At 42.4% G+C, this 15,160-nt stretch carries 11 protein-coding genes and 1 tRNA gene; 8 read left to right on the forward strand and 4 right to left on the reverse strand.

Annotated elements, in window-relative coordinates; translation table 11 throughout:
• The first annotated feature begins 49 nt into the window (after positions 1-49).
• From ESA94_RS11035 to ESA94_RS11045, 3 genes are read left to right on the forward strand one after another with little or no spacing between them, the layout of a single operon-like run.
• Positions 50-505 (forward strand): MarR family winged helix-turn-helix transcriptional regulator, encoded by a 456-nt coding sequence (locus ESA94_RS11035; RefSeq protein ID WP_129130942.1) that lies wholly within the window; start codon positions 50-52, stop codon positions 503-505.
• Between the two features lie 8 nt (positions 506-513).
• Entirely contained in the window at positions 514-1,716 is a 1,203-nt protein-coding gene (locus ESA94_RS11040) for a glycoside hydrolase family 10 protein (protein ID WP_129130943.1), read from the forward strand.
• Between the two features lie 4 nt (positions 1,717-1,720).
• Entirely contained in the window at positions 1,721-2,485 is a 765-nt protein-coding gene (locus ESA94_RS11045) for an LOG family protein (protein WP_129130944.1), read from the forward strand.
• A 33-nt stretch (positions 2,486-2,518) separates the two neighbouring features.
• On the opposite strand, the gene ESA94_RS11050 is transcribed toward ESA94_RS11045, so the two are convergent.
• Positions 2,519-3,616 carry a glycosyltransferase gene (locus tag ESA94_RS11050; protein ID WP_129130945.1) on the reverse strand — a complete coding sequence of 366 codons (1,098 nt, stop codon included), beginning with the start codon at positions 3,614-3,616 and terminating at the stop codon, positions 2,519-2,521.
• A gap of 248 nt (positions 3,617-3,864) precedes the next feature.
• Here ESA94_RS11050 and ESA94_RS11055 point away from each other — a divergent pair, with 248 nt between their 5' ends.
• Entirely contained in the window at positions 3,865-4,116 is a 252-nt protein-coding gene (locus ESA94_RS11055) for a hypothetical protein (RefSeq protein ID WP_129130946.1), read from the forward strand.
• 193 nt (positions 4,117-4,309) lie between these two features.
• Here the strand turns inward: ESA94_RS11055 and ESA94_RS11060 are convergent, their stop codons facing one another.
• Both ESA94_RS11060 and ESA94_RS11065 read right to left on the reverse strand, forming a co-directional pair.
• Complete coding sequence (locus ESA94_RS11060; protein WP_240671030.1) at positions 4,310-5,446, reverse strand: mannose-1-phosphate guanylyltransferase; 1,137 nt, start codon at positions 5,444-5,446, stop codon at positions 4,310-4,312.
• A 21-nt stretch (positions 5,447-5,467) separates the two neighbouring features.
• A complete protein-coding gene (locus ESA94_RS11065; protein WP_129130948.1) occupies positions 5,468-6,442 on the reverse strand; it encodes a KpsF/GutQ family sugar-phosphate isomerase in 975 nt (324 codons plus the stop codon).
• A 277-nt stretch (positions 6,443-6,719) separates the two neighbouring features.
• Here ESA94_RS11065 and recQ point away from each other — a divergent pair, with 277 nt between their 5' ends.
• Both recQ and ESA94_RS11075 read left to right on the forward strand, forming a co-directional pair.
• Positions 6,720-9,050, forward strand: a complete 2,331-nt coding sequence (gene recQ / locus ESA94_RS11070; protein WP_205755956.1) for a DNA helicase RecQ — start codon at positions 6,720-6,722, stop codon at positions 9,048-9,050.
• Between the two features lie 219 nt (positions 9,051-9,269).
• Complete coding sequence (locus tag ESA94_RS11075) at positions 9,270-9,560, forward strand: hypothetical protein (RefSeq protein ID WP_129130949.1); 291 nt, start codon at positions 9,270-9,272, stop codon at positions 9,558-9,560.
• Between the two features lie 86 nt (positions 9,561-9,646).
• On the opposite strand, the gene ESA94_RS11080 is transcribed toward ESA94_RS11075, so the two are convergent.
• On the reverse strand, positions 9,647-12,958 hold the full coding sequence (locus ESA94_RS11080) for a TonB-dependent receptor (protein WP_164972710.1): 3,312 nt from the start codon (positions 12,956-12,958) through the stop codon (positions 9,647-9,649).
• A gap of 325 nt (positions 12,959-13,283) precedes the next feature.
• Between ESA94_RS11080 and ESA94_RS11085 the strand changes: the two genes are divergently transcribed.
• Both ESA94_RS11085 and ESA94_RS11090 read left to right on the forward strand, forming a co-directional pair.
• Positions 13,284-13,356, forward strand: a tRNA-Phe gene (locus tag ESA94_RS11085).
• Between the two features lie 448 nt (positions 13,357-13,804).
• On the forward strand, positions 13,805-14,560 hold the full coding sequence (locus tag ESA94_RS11090; RefSeq protein ID WP_129130950.1) for a hypothetical protein: 756 nt from the start codon (positions 13,805-13,807) through the stop codon (positions 14,558-14,560).
• The last annotated feature ends 600 nt before the right edge of the window (positions 14,561-15,160 follow it).

Consider the following 15,160-nt stretch of genomic DNA (forward strand, 5'->3'; position numbering starts at 1 on the left):
TTTACCCGGGTATTAAACCAATCATCTCGTATCTAACCAATACTTGCGTATGAGCATTGAAAAAGACATCCTCCAGATCCGGAAGTTCCGGAATGAACATCATAAATGTGTGGTGAATCTCATTTTTACACACAACTGGGTAACCGAACAGTTAAAGCTTGTGCTGGAAGAAGAAGATCTTACATTACAACAGTACAATATCCTGCGCATTTTGCGTGGCAGCGATTCGCCTCTTTCAACTTTACAGATTCGTGAACGTATGCTTGATAAGATGAGCGATACCAGCCGCATTGTTGATCGCCTCCTTTTAAAAAAACTCGCATTAAAAAGTATCAATAAAAAAGATAAACGATTGGTAGATGTAAAAATTTCTGCAAAAGGAATACGGCTTTTACAAAAGCTCGATCAATCGGCCTATACAATTGATAACGTATTGCAGAATGTTTCTGAAACAGATGCAAGAGAATTAAACCGCCTGCTCGATAAAGTGCGGGGTTCTGCCTAAATTTAAGTATGGTAAGATGCCTTTTATTCTTCACTATCCTTTGCTTTTCCTTTCATCTTTCCGCACAATCCAAACAGGAGTTTCGTGCAGTATGGATTGCTACTGTTGATAACATCGATTGGCCTTCAAAAAAAGGATTACCTGTCGATTCGCAAAAGGCAGAGTTCATCCGCATACTCGATCTGCACAAAAGCAATGGCATGAATGCTGTTGTTATGCAGGTACGCCCGGCAACAGATGCATTTTATCCATCGCCATACGAACCATGGAGCGAATGGCTGAGTGGTGTGCAGGGGAAACCTCCATCTCCTTATTACGATCCTCTGGCGTTTATGATAACGGAAACGCATAAACGTGGAATGGAATTTCATGCATGGTGTAATCCTTATCGTGCCGATTTCAGTATTGGAAAAGCCTCCATTGCTCCATCACATGTTACACGTATACATCCCGATTGGTTTTTGGATTATGGAGGTAAAAAGTATTTCGACCCCGGTAATAAAGCTGCACAGGCTTTTGTGGTGGAAGTGATAAGAGATATAACTCAACGATACGATGTAGATGCTGTACACTTCGATGATTATTTTTATCCTTACCGGATTGCCAATGTTGAGTTTCCCGATTCAGCTACATATAAACAATACAGCAATGGGTTAGTGAAAGATGACTGGAGACGAAGCAATGTAGATTCGATTATTGTTGCATTGAGCCGAATGATCAAGCAAACCAAACCCTGGGTAAAGTTTGGTATCAGTCCGTTCGGTGTTTGGCGCAACAGCGATAAAGATCCATTGGGCAGCAATACAAAAGCAGGACAAACAAACTACGATGATCTGTATGCCGATATTTTATTATGGCTGCGTAAAAACTGGATCGATTATGTTGCACCGCAACTCTATTGGGAGTTTGGTCATAAAGCTGCACCTTATGAAGTGTTAATTGATTGGTGGAGTAAACATACTTATGGCAAACATTGTTACATTGGCCTGGGTATTTACCGTGCAGGCAGCAGCGATGTGTGGAAAGACAGTACACTTATTCCCCGCCAGATAGAACTGTTGCGCAACACACCCAATATGCAGGGCATGATTTTTTTCAGCAGTAAAACATTCAACAAAAATCCAAATGGATGGAACGATAGTTTACGCTCAAACTATTTTAAAGAACCGGCACTGATACCGGAGATGAATTGGTTACCTAAAAAACAATAAACGAATGACGACAAAAGATAAACCCGCCGTACAACAATCGCAAAGTGAGATAAAATTTTTAGAAGGTCCGCAAAGCCGTTTTCGTGAATTCCGTTTTGCATGGAAAGTAATGATGGAGTTTGTGAAAGGATACCGTAGCCTTGCATTTGTAGGGCCTTGTGTGACCATTTTTGGTTCGGCACGCTATAATGAGGGACATGAATATTACGATCTTACCCGTAAGGTTGGGGCTGAAGTAGCAAAGATGGGTTTTACAGTAATGACAGGTGGCGGCCCCGGCTTAATGGAAGCGGCAAACCGTGGGGCAAAAGATGTAGGTGGCCGAAGTGTTGGTTGTAACATTGTGTTGCCGTTCGAACAGGATCCGAATCCTTATCTCGATCGTTGGGTAAACATCCGTTACTTCTTTGTACGCAAAACATTATTGATAAAATATTCCTACGCTTTTATTTGTATGCCCGGTGGTTTTGGTACACTCGATGAGTTGTTTGAATCGATCACATTAATTCAAACAAAAAAGATCAAAGACTTTCCGGTAATTGTAATGGGTAAAGAGTTTCATAAAGAAATGGTAGAGCATGTACAGTTAATGAAACAACGGGGAACCATTTCTCCCGATGATGATCAGCTTTTTGTTGTTACCGATTCCGTAGAAGAAGCTATCCAGGTACTCAAAGAAAAAAGTATTAAACGTTTCGATCTTCGTCCCGAAAAACAAAAACCATTTAGTTGGTTGTTCGAACGCAGGCACAAGTTAGGCAGACAGTAACACGGGATTTTTTTCGATATCCCTTGCATTGTTTTACCTTTTTGCAACCAGCAATTCGAGTTGTTTAGCAATAACAGGTTTGTATTGTTCAAAACTGTTTGCATGAAACGGATATTGATAGTTAAATGTTTCAGCAATGTTTAGTGCAAGTTCTATGCTTGCTTCTTTTTGTTTTAATAAAGGGAAGAGTTGAAGAGTTTGCATCTGTTGTGCAAGATATTCCTGTTCCGGCTGACCGATAGTTGGAATAAGCACCGCCTTTTTTTGCAAATACACAAGATCCATTAAGCTGGTATAGCCACTGCGGCAAATAACAAGTTTTGATGCACAAATAATTTCCTGCAACTCTTGTGCAGGCAAATGTGTGTGTACAGTTACAGAAGCAGGAACTTTTAACAGCGCTGCTTCGTTTGGTAATCCACGAACAAGCACTGCTTTGCCATGAAAGTTTTTGAGCGATTGTACCAATTGCGTTTCTAAAATACTTCGTTGCGGTTCCGGTCCGGAAAGCAGAATCAACAGATCGTTGTGCATTGCAACAGCAACAGGCTGCATACGGCTGAGCAAACCCAGGTAAACAGGTTGAACCAATTGTTTGGCAGGGTGCGAAAGTTCGCCTGCAAGATGAGGATGACCAGCAGTATCGGGCACCCAAACAGCGTTGAATTTTTTGATATAACCTGTATGCAGTTGTTGCAGCATGCGGTTCAGCCATTTTCCTTTGCCCGAATGAATGAGCAGCTGATGCGTAATATAAACAGAAGGCACAGCGCTGCTGTAAAAGCCGGGTCGGTTGTCGCTGATGATGAAATCGAACGGCTCTGTTTGTAACAATGTTTGCAGCCATTGCTGTTCGTATCGGATACTCCTGAAAATTGAGGGTAATTGTTGCAGCATGTTCAGGAACAGCGACGAGCCTTTGCCATATTGTATGTTATAACCCCTTAGTTGTTTTACCTCTATGCCGGGAAATTCCTGCTGCAAAAGTTTTGCGGCAGCGCCGTCGGTTGCAAGTACAACTTCGCAGCCAAGTTCCTGTAAATAACGGATGATGGGAATACAACGGGTTGCATGGCCCAGCCCCCAATCGAGAGGAGCCAATAAAATCCGTGTATTTTTTAAACCGTTCATCGGGTGTACTACAATATTTCGGCGGGAAAGTAGTTATTTTACAAGTCACCGATTAAACAAATATCCAATGATCCGTAAAAATTTTGTGAGTATGCAGATGCAGCGTTCAACAAAGATTGTTTTTCTATTGTTAGTTACTGTAGCACTGTTTTTGGGAACAGGATGTAGTGCCTCGAGGAAAAACAGCTGCGGCTGTCCCAACAAAAAAGGGATGGTGGGTTATTAAATAAATTGTTATCTGTTAAGTTATGAAGAGGAATCAGCGGAGAGATCTTCTGGTGCTGCTCAACAATCACCACCGCAGCCAGGAAGCCATCGATCACGAAGTGGAGTGGCTGCATGAATTATTATATCATGTAGAAGAGCTGGAAAATTTCTGCAAAGCGCATGAAGTGATTGATCTTAACAGGTATAAAGTACACACAAAAACAGGTAAAGTAAAATTGGCCGTATTACGGAAAGATTTTAAAGCGTTCGAATTCATCAACAACAAGAACTAGTGCTAAGAGTTTGTAAAGAGTAGAAAGAGATAAAAAGGGAGAGGCGACAATATTGTCGCCTCTCCCTTTTTATTAAACACTTTTTGTTTTCCTTAATGAATAAAACGAAATGGAGGCACCAACATGAAACGATAAACTAAAAAACCAGAAACCAGAAACTCTCAACCCTCCTTTCCTATTTCAAACTCTTAGCCTACAAAAATTTATCGCCTTTATTCCGTTTCACTTCTGCAACATATTCTTTGATTTCCTGTTCTTTTTCCTTTTTGCAGATGAGTAACACATCGTGTGTGTCTACAATAATAAAATCATCAAGCCCTTGCAGCAGCACTAACTTTTTATCGTTGGCATGTACTACGTTTTTGGTAGCATCAATGATCATTACATTTTTGCCGGCCACTGCATTGCCAAAATAATCTTTCTCCATGTTTTCGTAAGCACTGTTCCATGTACCAAGGTCGCTCCAGCCGAAAGAAGAAGGCATTACATACACATTGTCGGCCTTTTCCATAATACCATAGTCGATGGAAATATTGGTACACTGCGGATAAATGCGTTCAATTGCTTCCTGTTCGGTAGCTGTATTGAAATGCTCTTTCTCAGCAACAAACACTTCGTTCATCTCCGGTAAAAACTTTTCAAATGCTTTGATGATGTTCTTCACCTTCCAAACAAAAATGCCGGCATTCCAGAGAAAATCGCCACTGGCTAAGAATGTTTTCGCCAGTTCAAGATTCGGTTTTTCGGTAAAGGTTTTCACCTTATACACACTGTCGGCAACAGGCATTGCTTCGTGTTGAATATAACCGTAACCGGTGTTGGCGTAATGCGGTTTAATACCCAGTGTTACCAGCGCATTGATGTTGTTTACAAAATCAAACGCATCGGTACACACTTTCGTAAATGCAGGTGCATCGAGAATGAGGTGATCGGCCGGTGCACAAATCAGTAATCCTTCGTTATTGATCTGTTGCAGCTTGTGTGCAATGTAAGCCACACAAGGCGCTGTGTTTTTTCTGCTTGGTTCGCACAAAATATTTTCAGCAGGCAAATCGGGCAACTGCTGTTTTACAATAGCAGCATATTCGGCCGACGTAACAACATAAATATTTTCATTTGGTATAAACTGCAGGTAACGATCGTAGGTAGATTGAATGAGCGTACGACCTGTATGTAAAATATCCAGAAACTGTTTGGGAAAAGCTGTACGGCTCATAGGCCAGAAACGACTGCCGATACCGCCCGCCATAATGGCTACATAATGATTTTTGTTCATGGTGAGTAGTGAGTGGCGAGTAGTGCGTGGCGAGTGGTGAGTTTCATTCACCATTCACCATTGACCATTCACCTTTTAGATCAATCCTTCTTTAATTAAATCGTGCAAATGTATGATGCCAAGGTATTGTTTGTGCTGCACAACCAATAACTGACTGATATTATTTTTCCGCATCAGCTCCATGGCATCAATGGCTAAAGCATCTGCTTCAATCGTTTTGGGGTTGAGGGTCATAATCTGTTGGGCCTTTGCTTCGTTGAGCGAAATGTTTTTCTCCAGCATACGGCGCAAATCACCATCGGTAATTACACCCAGCAGCTCACCTGTTTCATTAACCACAGCTGTTGCGCCCAATCGCTTTTTTGATATTTCAACAATCACTTCTTTTAACGAAGTGTCTGCCGTTACTTTCGGCTGTTCGTTGTGGATGTACAGATCGGCAACCCGCAGGTAAAGTTTTTTGCCCAAGGCACCACCAGGGTGGAACTTGGCAAAATCTTCACTCTTAAATCCACGCAATTCCATCAGGGCTACCGCCAAGGCATCGCCCATCACCATTTGCGCAGTCGTACTGCTGGTAGGCGCAAGGTTATTGGGGCAGGCCTCCTGGCTTACAGTAGTGTTGAGTACAAAATCGCTTTGTTTGGCCAGGTACGAATCCGTATTGCCAACCATACCAATAACAGGGTTGCCAAAGTTTTTTACCAGTTGGGCTAATACTTTAATCTCCGGGCTTTCACCACTTTTGCTGATGATCATCACTACATCGTGTTGCAGAATCATACCCAGATCGCCGTGAATAGCTTCGGCTGCATGCAGGTACACGGCAGGTGTGCCCGTGGAGTTGAGGGTAGCTACAATTTTTTGTGCAATCACCGCACTTTTGCCAATACCGCTAACAATAAGCCTGCCCTTGGCAGCCAGAATACTGTCGCAAATACGGGTAAAATCATCGGTAAGTAATGCCACAAGTCCTTCAATAGCACCGGCTTCCAGTGCAATGGTTCGGCGGGCAACGTTCAGGGGGTCAATATGCTTTCTGTCTTCCATTAGCGGGGCAAACCTACTGTAATTCAACAGAACAGAAAAGCTAAACCTGAAAAACGCCTGCGAAGAAGTTTGTGCATATTTCAGAATTACAAATCCGTTAAAATGAATTATCTTATCAAATAGACTTTTTTAGCAGGTTTTTGACGAATTGCCGGGCCGAAACCCCATTCATTTCAGTAACTTCGTGCCCCTTTAAGAAAAGTACATTCGGTACTTTTTATCAACTACTTGCTTGAAAAATCCAGTTAGTTAAACCAAGCGTGAAGGAAATTAAGTGATGGCAACAGCAAAGAAAAAAGCCCCTGTTAAGGAGGCAACCGCAACAAAGAAAAAAGAAACTGTAAAGAAAGCTGCCCGTTCAACAGACGGAACTTCCGTTAAAGCAACCGGCAAAAAAAAGGCAGATATAGCTGCAGGCATCGACCTCTATGCTGCCGTAAACGAGCATTTCGGTTTCGATGGGTTTAAAGGCACACAGGAGCAGGTAATTACCAACCTGCTTGCCGGCAGAGACACATTTGTAATTATGCCAACAGGTGGCGGTAAAAGTTTGTGTTACCAGTTGCCGGCTTTGGTAAGCGAAGGGGTGGCTATTATTGTTAGTCCGCTGATTGCCCTAATGAAAAACCAGGTAGACCTGGTACGCAGCTACAGCAGTAAGGATGATGTGGCGCATTTCCTCAACTCAACATTAACCAAGAAAGAAATAAAAGAAGTGCATGATGATTTGCTTACCGGCAAAACCAAAATGCTCTACGTTGCACCCGAAACACTCACCAAACAGGAGAACCTCGAATTCTTCAGCGATCTGCAGATTTCGTTTTTTGCTGTGGATGAAGCGCATTGTATCAGTGAGTGGGGCCACGATTTCCGCCCCGAATATCGCCGCTTAAAAGAAATGATGGATCAGATCAACCCCGATATTCCCATCATTGCATTAACCGCTACCGCAACACCCAAAGTACAAAGTGATATCGTAAAGAACCTTGGCTTACGCAATCCCGATATTTTTATTTCCTCGTTCAACCGTGGAAACCTCTATTATGAAATTCAACCTAAGATCAAAAAAGATCAAACGGTTAAAAATATTGTGAAGTTCATTTCACAAAACAAGGGCAAGAGTGGCATCATCTATACACTCAACCGTAAAACAACAGAAGAGTTGGCCGATATGCTGATGGCAAATGGTATTAAAGCCGTTGCTTATCATGCAGGGTTCGATGGTAAAGTGAGAGCCGACAGGCAGGATCAATTCCTCAACGAAGATGTACAGGTAATTGTAGCAACGATTGCCTTTGGTATGGGGATCGATAAACCCGATATCCGTTTTGTAATTCATTACAATATTCCAAAGAGTATTGAAAACTATTACCAGGAAACAGGCCGTGCAGGGCGTGATGGTATGGAAGGAAAATGTATCCTTTACTATTCGCATAAAGATGTAAGCAAGCTCGAACATCTGATGCGTGATAAACCGTTAAGTGAGCGTGAAGTAACCGGGCAAATGATCCAGGAAACGGTTGCCTTTGCAGAAAGCTCTGTTTGCCGCCGTAAAATATTGCTGCATTATTTTGGAGAGGAGTACAAAGAAGAGAAATGCGGTAACTGTGATAACTGTCTGCATCCGAAAGAACAGATCGAAGCGAAAGATGAAACAGTTGTTGCGTTGAAAGCGATCAAAGCACTCGACGAACGTTTTGCTACAGAGTATGTAATTCCTGTTATTATGGGTAAGCTTACTCCGCAGATTCAAATGTACCGTCACGATCAGATAGCTGAATATGGTAGTGGTAAAGAAAAAGATCAGCATTACTGGAACTCGCTCATCCGCCAGATGTTGCTGCATGGCTTAATTCAGAAAGATATTGAAGAGTACGGTTTGCTGAAGTTTACCAAAGCCGGCGAAGCGTTCCTGAAAAAACCAAAGAGCTTTAAAATTGTACTCAACAATTTATACGAAGAAGCAAATGCCGATGATGATGAAGGTGCAGATGCAGGTGGCGGTGGTTTGGCATCGGACGAGAAATTGTTTGAAATGCTGAAAGAACTTCGTCAGAAAGAAGCAAAGAAAAAAGGGTTACCTCCGTTTGTGATCTTCCTCGAAAACTCGCTGCTGGATATGGCAACGCTTTATCCCACAACATTGGAAGAGCTGGAAAAATGCCAGGGTGTTAGTAAGGGCAAAGCCATTCGTTACGGTAAACCATTTGTTGAAATGGTGGCGAAGTATGTTGAAGAGAACGAAGTGGAAAAGCCCGATGAGTTTGTAATGAAGAGTGTGGTAAACAAGAGCGGTAACAAAGTATTCCTTATTCAGAATATTGATAAACGTATTCCGCTTGAAACCATTGCCAAAAACAAAGGCTGGCGTATGGATGAAATGCTGGAAGAAATGGAAACCATTGCAGCCAGCGGCACCAAGCTCCGTCTTGACTATGCTATTGATGAATGGCTGGATGAATACGAACAGGAAGAGATCATGGATTACTTCAAAACCTGCAGCACCAGCGATTTAAAAGTAGCACAGCAGGAACTGGAAGATGGTGCTTATAACTGGGAGCAATTAAAGATTATGCGGATTAAGTTTTTGAGCGAATACGGAATGTAGGATATAGGCAAGGAACCAAGGTTTAAGGTACAAGAAAGAAAATCCAAGGGAAAAGCACAGGGTTCAAGAACCGTTACTGCGAGGAACGAAGCAGTCTCCTTTCATGAAGGGCAAAACAGATATAAACTAATTCAACACAGATAAGCAGAAGGGGCATCCTTTCTGCTTTTTTTACGTGCAGGAGTTTTATATTTAGTTACGAAACCAAACCCTTTTTCTATGCTTGAAATCCTCGGACTTATTTATTTTATTCGAAAGATCGGTCCTATTGCCGATCGCAAAGGCGTAAATGCAACGGCCTGGAAAGTAATGGCTGCACTAGCCTGGCTTATTACAGAAATTACTGTTGCGGTAATACTCACATTAAACGGTGTTGAACAAATGGCCTTGTTCTTCCTCGGACCTCTGTCGGGCTTACTGGGTTATTTTATTGTACGGCAGATATTAAGCAGCAAACCCGATAAAGACGATGAGTTGCTGGCTGAGTTTGGCAAAGATGTTCAACCTTAATTTGCAAACGGGTTGAAAATAAAAAACCGATCGTATTAATTACGATCGGTTTTTTTATGCGTTGCCTTACAGCAACAAACGATTGCTTAATTGTTAAAGATGTAACGGATACCGATCTGTACCTGGTACACATCATCAATTGTTAATGAATTGATGAATGCATCACGCAACAATACAGTTTGTCCGCCAACTACCTGTGTAGCCAAACGATAGATGGGTTCGCCACCTGCAGTTCTTCCACGATAGTTCAATGGTTGTGTTGTTGTTGTTGCATTACCTACACCCCATTTGCTGTTGATGAGATTACCGAAGTTTAAGATATCGGCACGTACACGAATGATGTTGGTCTTTTTCGACTTACCTACTTTCACAAAGAAATCCTGTTCTGCACTGAAATCGAAACGGGTTAACCAGGGCAGTTGTGCACCATTACGTTCTGCATATGTACCTCTGCGTGTTTTGAGGTAAGGATGATTGTTAATGTATGCATCGTAAGCAGCCTGTTGTTGTGCTGCAGTAAATGTTACACCACTTGTTGTATAATCCTGGAAGGTAAGATTGCTTCCTTTTGCAGGTACATAAATGAGATCGTTGATCTGTCCATCACCATTCATATCGTTACTTGCAACATACGATAATTTACTGCCGCTGGCAGAAACCATACCTAATGTAACAGTAGTACCACCGCCGTATGTTTTACCATACATGATACGGTAGCTTACACTTCCGATAAAACGATGACGGAGATCGTTATCGCTGAAACTGTTGCGTACATAGTTTAAACCATAAACAGAAGGAACGTTGGCATTAACAGTACTTGCAACAAATGCTACATCCGTTGCTTTTGCATAGGTATAACCTAACAAACCACCCCAGTTTTTTGTAATTGGTTTTTCCAGCTTCGTGGTTAATGAGTAAGAATAACCTTCGTTGTTATTGGTTAATACAAACACGTTACCAATACCACTGTTAAAGAAACGTGCATTGGTAGCAGCACTTCCGCTTAAATCCAGTGCCGGATAAATATCACGGGTGTCAGCACCTGTTAATTTACCCGAAGGAAGTTTCATGTTTACATCTACATAATTAAGCGCATTAATGTTTTGGTTGTAGATGTATTCAACTGTTGCAACAACACCCCATGGCAGTTTATAGTCAACAGCAATATTGCTTTTCCAGGTTTGCGGGAATTTAAGATTCGGATCGCCATAGTTTACGTTGTAACCACGCAACAGTGTAACATCGGTAGATGTTGGTGTATAACGTGAAGGATCGAGTGTAAACGGATACGCATTGGCAGCAGTACCTGTTACATTCACCAAACCAATATTTACACCGTTATTACCCAGCTGGTTGCTGATGAGTACGTAAGGCATACGTGAAAGGAACAAACCTGTACCACCACGCACCTGCAGCTGACGGTTGCCATACGCATCCCAGTTAAAACCTAAACGGGGCGACATGTACAAACGAGATTTCGGCATCTGATCGGTATATACTTTATACTCTCTGTATTCGGGTGTACGGAAACTTAAACCTGCAACATAGCTGTTGGCATAATCGGTTGCAGTGTTAGGTATATTGATATAATCGAAACGGAAACCGGCAGTAATACGTAAACGGTTGGTCATCTTATACTCATCCTGCACATACGCACTCCATGTTTGTGTTTTAAACACCTGCCATGGCAATTTACCATCGGGCAATAAGGTATAACGATAGTTGAAACGGTTCAACGTTACAGGCGATGTAGTTAAGTTGGGGTTTGCTTTGTACGCTAACGCCGCTGTTTTAAAATCGTCGATGCTGTTAAAGGTCCACACACCATTTGATGCATAGAAGAACAGGTTGTTCGATTTAAATGCTTCGAATGCAGCACCTGCTGTAAACGTATGCTGATTTTTTACAAAGGTGAGGTTGTTGGTAATGTTAAACGTATAATAGTCTAACCGGTTGTTGGGTGTAAACGGATCAAAACCTAATGAGGTATACGTACTTCCATCTTTTAAGATATCAATAGTGGGGAACATACCGGTGCGGTATGCACGGTCTTCGATCTGTTTGTTATAGGTAATTAAAAACTGGTTTGATACACGACGTTTAAAGCTCGAGTTTAACTCTGCTACAATTGAACGTGTATTATCCTGGATCTTGTAACCCGTATTCTGGCCGGAAATAGCTAATGCTAAGTTCTGACGGTTACCGTTACCTGCGGTATTACCTGAGCTGCTGTTACTGATGATGACATCACTTTCTGAGTTGTGATGTGAGTAACGCACTGTGAGTTTATGTTTATCGTTGATGTTGTAATCGATACGGGCAAGGAACTTACGGCTGAATGCTTCGTTGTTGAAGTTATCGGTAGCACCCATATCCCAGTTGAAGTTGGTCTTCATAAAATTCTTCAGATCATCGAGGTCGGCTGCTGTTGTACGGCTTACGTTACCTGCAGCACCTGTGCGATTGGCAACCCAATCAAGTGCGGGACGGTTACTGGTTGTAAACTCACCATTTAAAAAGAAGAACAATTTGTTTTTAATGATAGGGCCACCTACACGGAAACCCGTTGTATTTACCTGGAAAGGAGTTGGAGGTACTTTACCGCCTTTGGCTTCTTTACCTGCCAGGTTGCGGTTGTTGAAGAAATGAAAAACAGAACCTGCGTAATCGTTGGTACCGCTGCGTGTTACAGCGTTGATGGCAGCACCAACAAAACCCGATTGACGGATATCGTAAGGGGCGATATTGATCTGCAGTTCTTCAATGGCATCGAGCGAAATAGCACCGGAACTTGTACGGCCACCAGCTTGTGCCTGGCTACCCAAACCAAAGCCGTTGTTAAATACCGAACCATCGATGGTGAAGTTGTTAAGTCGACTGTCCTGTCCTGCAAAAGAGCGACCGTTGCCATACGCATTAAACTTAGTGATGTCGTTAACAGTACGGCCAATAGTAGGTGTACGGTTTAACGCTTCTTTGTTAATAGTTGCCGATGCACCTGTGTTTTTTGTGTTTAATACCGGGTTGCGGTTGGCCGTAACAACAATTGCACTCAGCTCCTTCGCTGTTGCACTTAAGGCCACATCTACATTGGCTGTGTTACCTAACGAAGCATATACATCGTTTTGTACCTGCTCGCTGTAGCCGGTGTATGAAACTGTAATGCGGTAAGGACCACCTACCCGTACACTGGGTAAAATAAACAAACCGTTTTTGGTTGTGGTGGTAACATAACGTGTACCTGAAGGAACGTGCAGTGCGGTAACGGTAGCACCTTCGAGGGGAGTTTTGCTGTCGCCGATTACGGTTCCGGTAATACTACTTGTAGTTACCTGTGCGTTGGCAATCAGCATAAAAAAACTGAAAGCAAGTGTGAGTAGAACACTCAATTTTCTCATTTTGAAGCTTTTTTGGTTTAAAAAATTACCGGGGTATAGGTTGCTTTATTGTACTGAAGAGAACAACTATTTCCGGCAGGGTTTCCGTGGTTACGGTTTTTTAATTATAAAGCAGCAAAGTTATTAAGTGAACAGGCGTAAGGTTGAATCCTTACTTTAAATTAAGGTTAGCAAATCAAATTTAGGCTTTTTTGATTTTGATTTCAATAATTGCACAGATACCTCTATATTTGCAACCCCGAAGCACAAAAGGCGGATAGGCTTCCACTTACCAAATAGCGTGTTTCAGGATTCCCTCCTTCGCTGAAAAGCTACGGAGGATGAAGGTGCGGTAGCTCAGTCGGTAGAGCAAAGGACTGAAAATCCTTGTGTCGCCGGTTCGATCCCGGCCCACACCACGAAAGCCCAGACATTAATCGTCTGGGCTTTTTATATTTAGCCACAGATGCACACAAATGAACGCAGATAATTAGCCATAGACCTGCGTGGTAACTAAATCAGTAAACAATTACACAAATAAAAGCGCATTGTTATACCCGAACGGGTATAAATTTAATTGCAACGATTTCCAAGTACTTTACAACTGTATGTTGGTCTATTTGAATAGCGCCAGTATATACGCTTAACATACGCTCTATATACGTAGTATGCAGTTTCTGCTATAAATGTGCAAATACGCTACTGTTTGCTATAACTGCTTTAATTGCCGAAAATCGGTAAAAGCGCCCGGTTGATTTTCATTTACTTTTTTGCGTTTGTACTCTTGTTGTGTCGTTGCAACTGACGGGTTTTATGAAATGTACCTATTGAAACATTTTGCATTTTTTGATTTTAAACAATAAACCGATGGCACAACAAAAAGGTATCCTTCCACTGAAGGGAACGATCGGTAACATTACATTTTACAAAAGCAAAGACGGTTACCTGGCAAGGGAAAAAACGAGTGTGAATGCTGAGCGTATTGCAAACGACCCTGCATTTGCCCGTACCCGTGAGAACGGTGCAGAGTTTGGCAGAGCCGGGGCAGCAGGGAAAGTATTGCGTACTGCTCTCCGTTCCTTATTACTTCACACAGCAGACAGTCGCATGTTAAGCAGGCTTACACGTGAGATGATGAAAGTGATACAGGCTGATGCGACCAACGAGCGTGGATTGCGTAATGTGATTGACGGTGAGGCTGAATTGCTGGAAGGGTTTGAGTTTAATGCCAGCAGCAAACTTGGTACATCATTGTTTGCACCGTATAGCGCAAGTATTGACCGTGTGAGTGGTGCGCTGGCAATTGCTATTCCTCCGTTTGTTCCGATGAATATGGTGGCTGCACCAAGTGGTGCAACGCATTTCAAACTGGTATCGGCCGGTGTGGAAGTTGATTTTGAAAACAAAACCTACGTGGTGGATTTTGGTGACAGTAATTCATTGCCGATTAATTCAACTGCTACGGCGGCTTTGAATCTGAATCACCAGGTTACTGCCAACAGCACTAAGCCTTTGTTTCTTGTATTGGGTATTGAGTTTTACCAGGAGGTGAATGGTAATCAGTATTCATTGAAGAATGGTGCGTTTAATGCGCTGGCGCTTGTTAAGGTGAGTGGGGCTTAATTTTTAACCCCTCCCTAAAGGAAGGGGCAAGTCAAAAGGCAATTCATTCTTTCTTCGACGGAGTCCTTTTTCTAAACAGAAATACAGCAATCATTTATTGCTTCAACTATTCACTCCTGAGCGGATGGGGAATTGTATTGTCTTTTGTTTTGTTGAGGGTGACCACGAATGATTGCGGTTCTGCACTTACAATGGTTGCCACGAAGACGCAAAGATTGTAAGAAACACAAAGTGGAAAGACTGCGGCGCTGCGCTTGCAATAAAGAAATAGAATCACGGATGACGCAGATTGGAGGGATGATCACAGATTGGATTGCGGCGCTACGCTTGTAATGTGGTTGGCCACGAATAGCACGAATTAACACGAATGGATTGTGCGCTGCGCTTACAATTTGTTGGCCGCTGATAGACGCAGATGAACACAGATGTGTTGCGGTGAGGTAGACCCTTCAACTCTTCTACTTTGTTCTGAGTGTAAATACCACCCAAACTAACCCCCTTCCGCCATTTTAAATTGACCCCCTAAAAAAATCATCCAAAAACTGGTGGAGAGATGTTCTGAAGCTGTTAAAGAACTGGCTGTTTTTTGTTTATCAAACG

Source organism: Lacibacter luteus (assembly GCF_004118265.1).
GTDB lineage: Bacteria > Bacteroidota > Bacteroidia > Chitinophagales > Chitinophagaceae > Lacibacter > Lacibacter luteus.

Excerpts from the sequence above, each read along its gene's own strand:
- ESA94_RS11035 (WP_129130942.1), top strand. The coding sequence starts at position 50 with ATGAGCATTGAAAAAGACATCCTCCAGATCCGGAAGTTCCGGAATGAA.
- ESA94_RS11040 (WP_129130943.1), top strand. The coding sequence starts at position 514 with ATGGTAAGATGCCTTTTATTCTTCACTATCCTTTGCTTTTCCTTTCAT.
- ESA94_RS11045 (WP_129130944.1), top strand. The coding sequence starts at position 1,721 with ATGACGACAAAAGATAAACCCGCCGTACAACAATCGCAAAGTGAGATA.
- ESA94_RS11050 (WP_129130945.1), bottom strand. The coding sequence starts at position 3,616 with ATGAACGGTTTAAAAAATACACGGATTTTATTGGCTCCTCTCGATTGG.
- ESA94_RS11055 (WP_129130946.1), top strand. The coding sequence starts at position 3,865 with ATGAAGAGGAATCAGCGGAGAGATCTTCTGGTGCTGCTCAACAATCAC.
- ESA94_RS11060 (WP_240671030.1), bottom strand. The coding sequence starts at position 5,446 with ATGGTGAATGAAACTCACCACTCGCCACGCACTACTCGCCACTCACTA.
- ESA94_RS11065 (WP_129130948.1), bottom strand. The coding sequence starts at position 6,442 with ATGGAAGACAGAAAGCATATTGACCCCCTGAACGTTGCCCGCCGAACC.
- recQ (WP_205755956.1), top strand. The coding sequence starts at position 6,720 with ATGGCAACAGCAAAGAAAAAAGCCCCTGTTAAGGAGGCAACCGCAACA.
- ESA94_RS11075 (WP_129130949.1), top strand. The coding sequence starts at position 9,270 with ATGCTTGAAATCCTCGGACTTATTTATTTTATTCGAAAGATCGGTCCT.
- ESA94_RS11080 (WP_164972710.1), bottom strand. The coding sequence starts at position 12,958 with ATGAGAAAATTGAGTGTTCTACTCACACTTGCTTTCAGTTTTTTTATG.
- ESA94_RS11090 (WP_129130950.1), top strand. The coding sequence starts at position 13,805 with ATGGCACAACAAAAAGGTATCCTTCCACTGAAGGGAACGATCGGTAAC.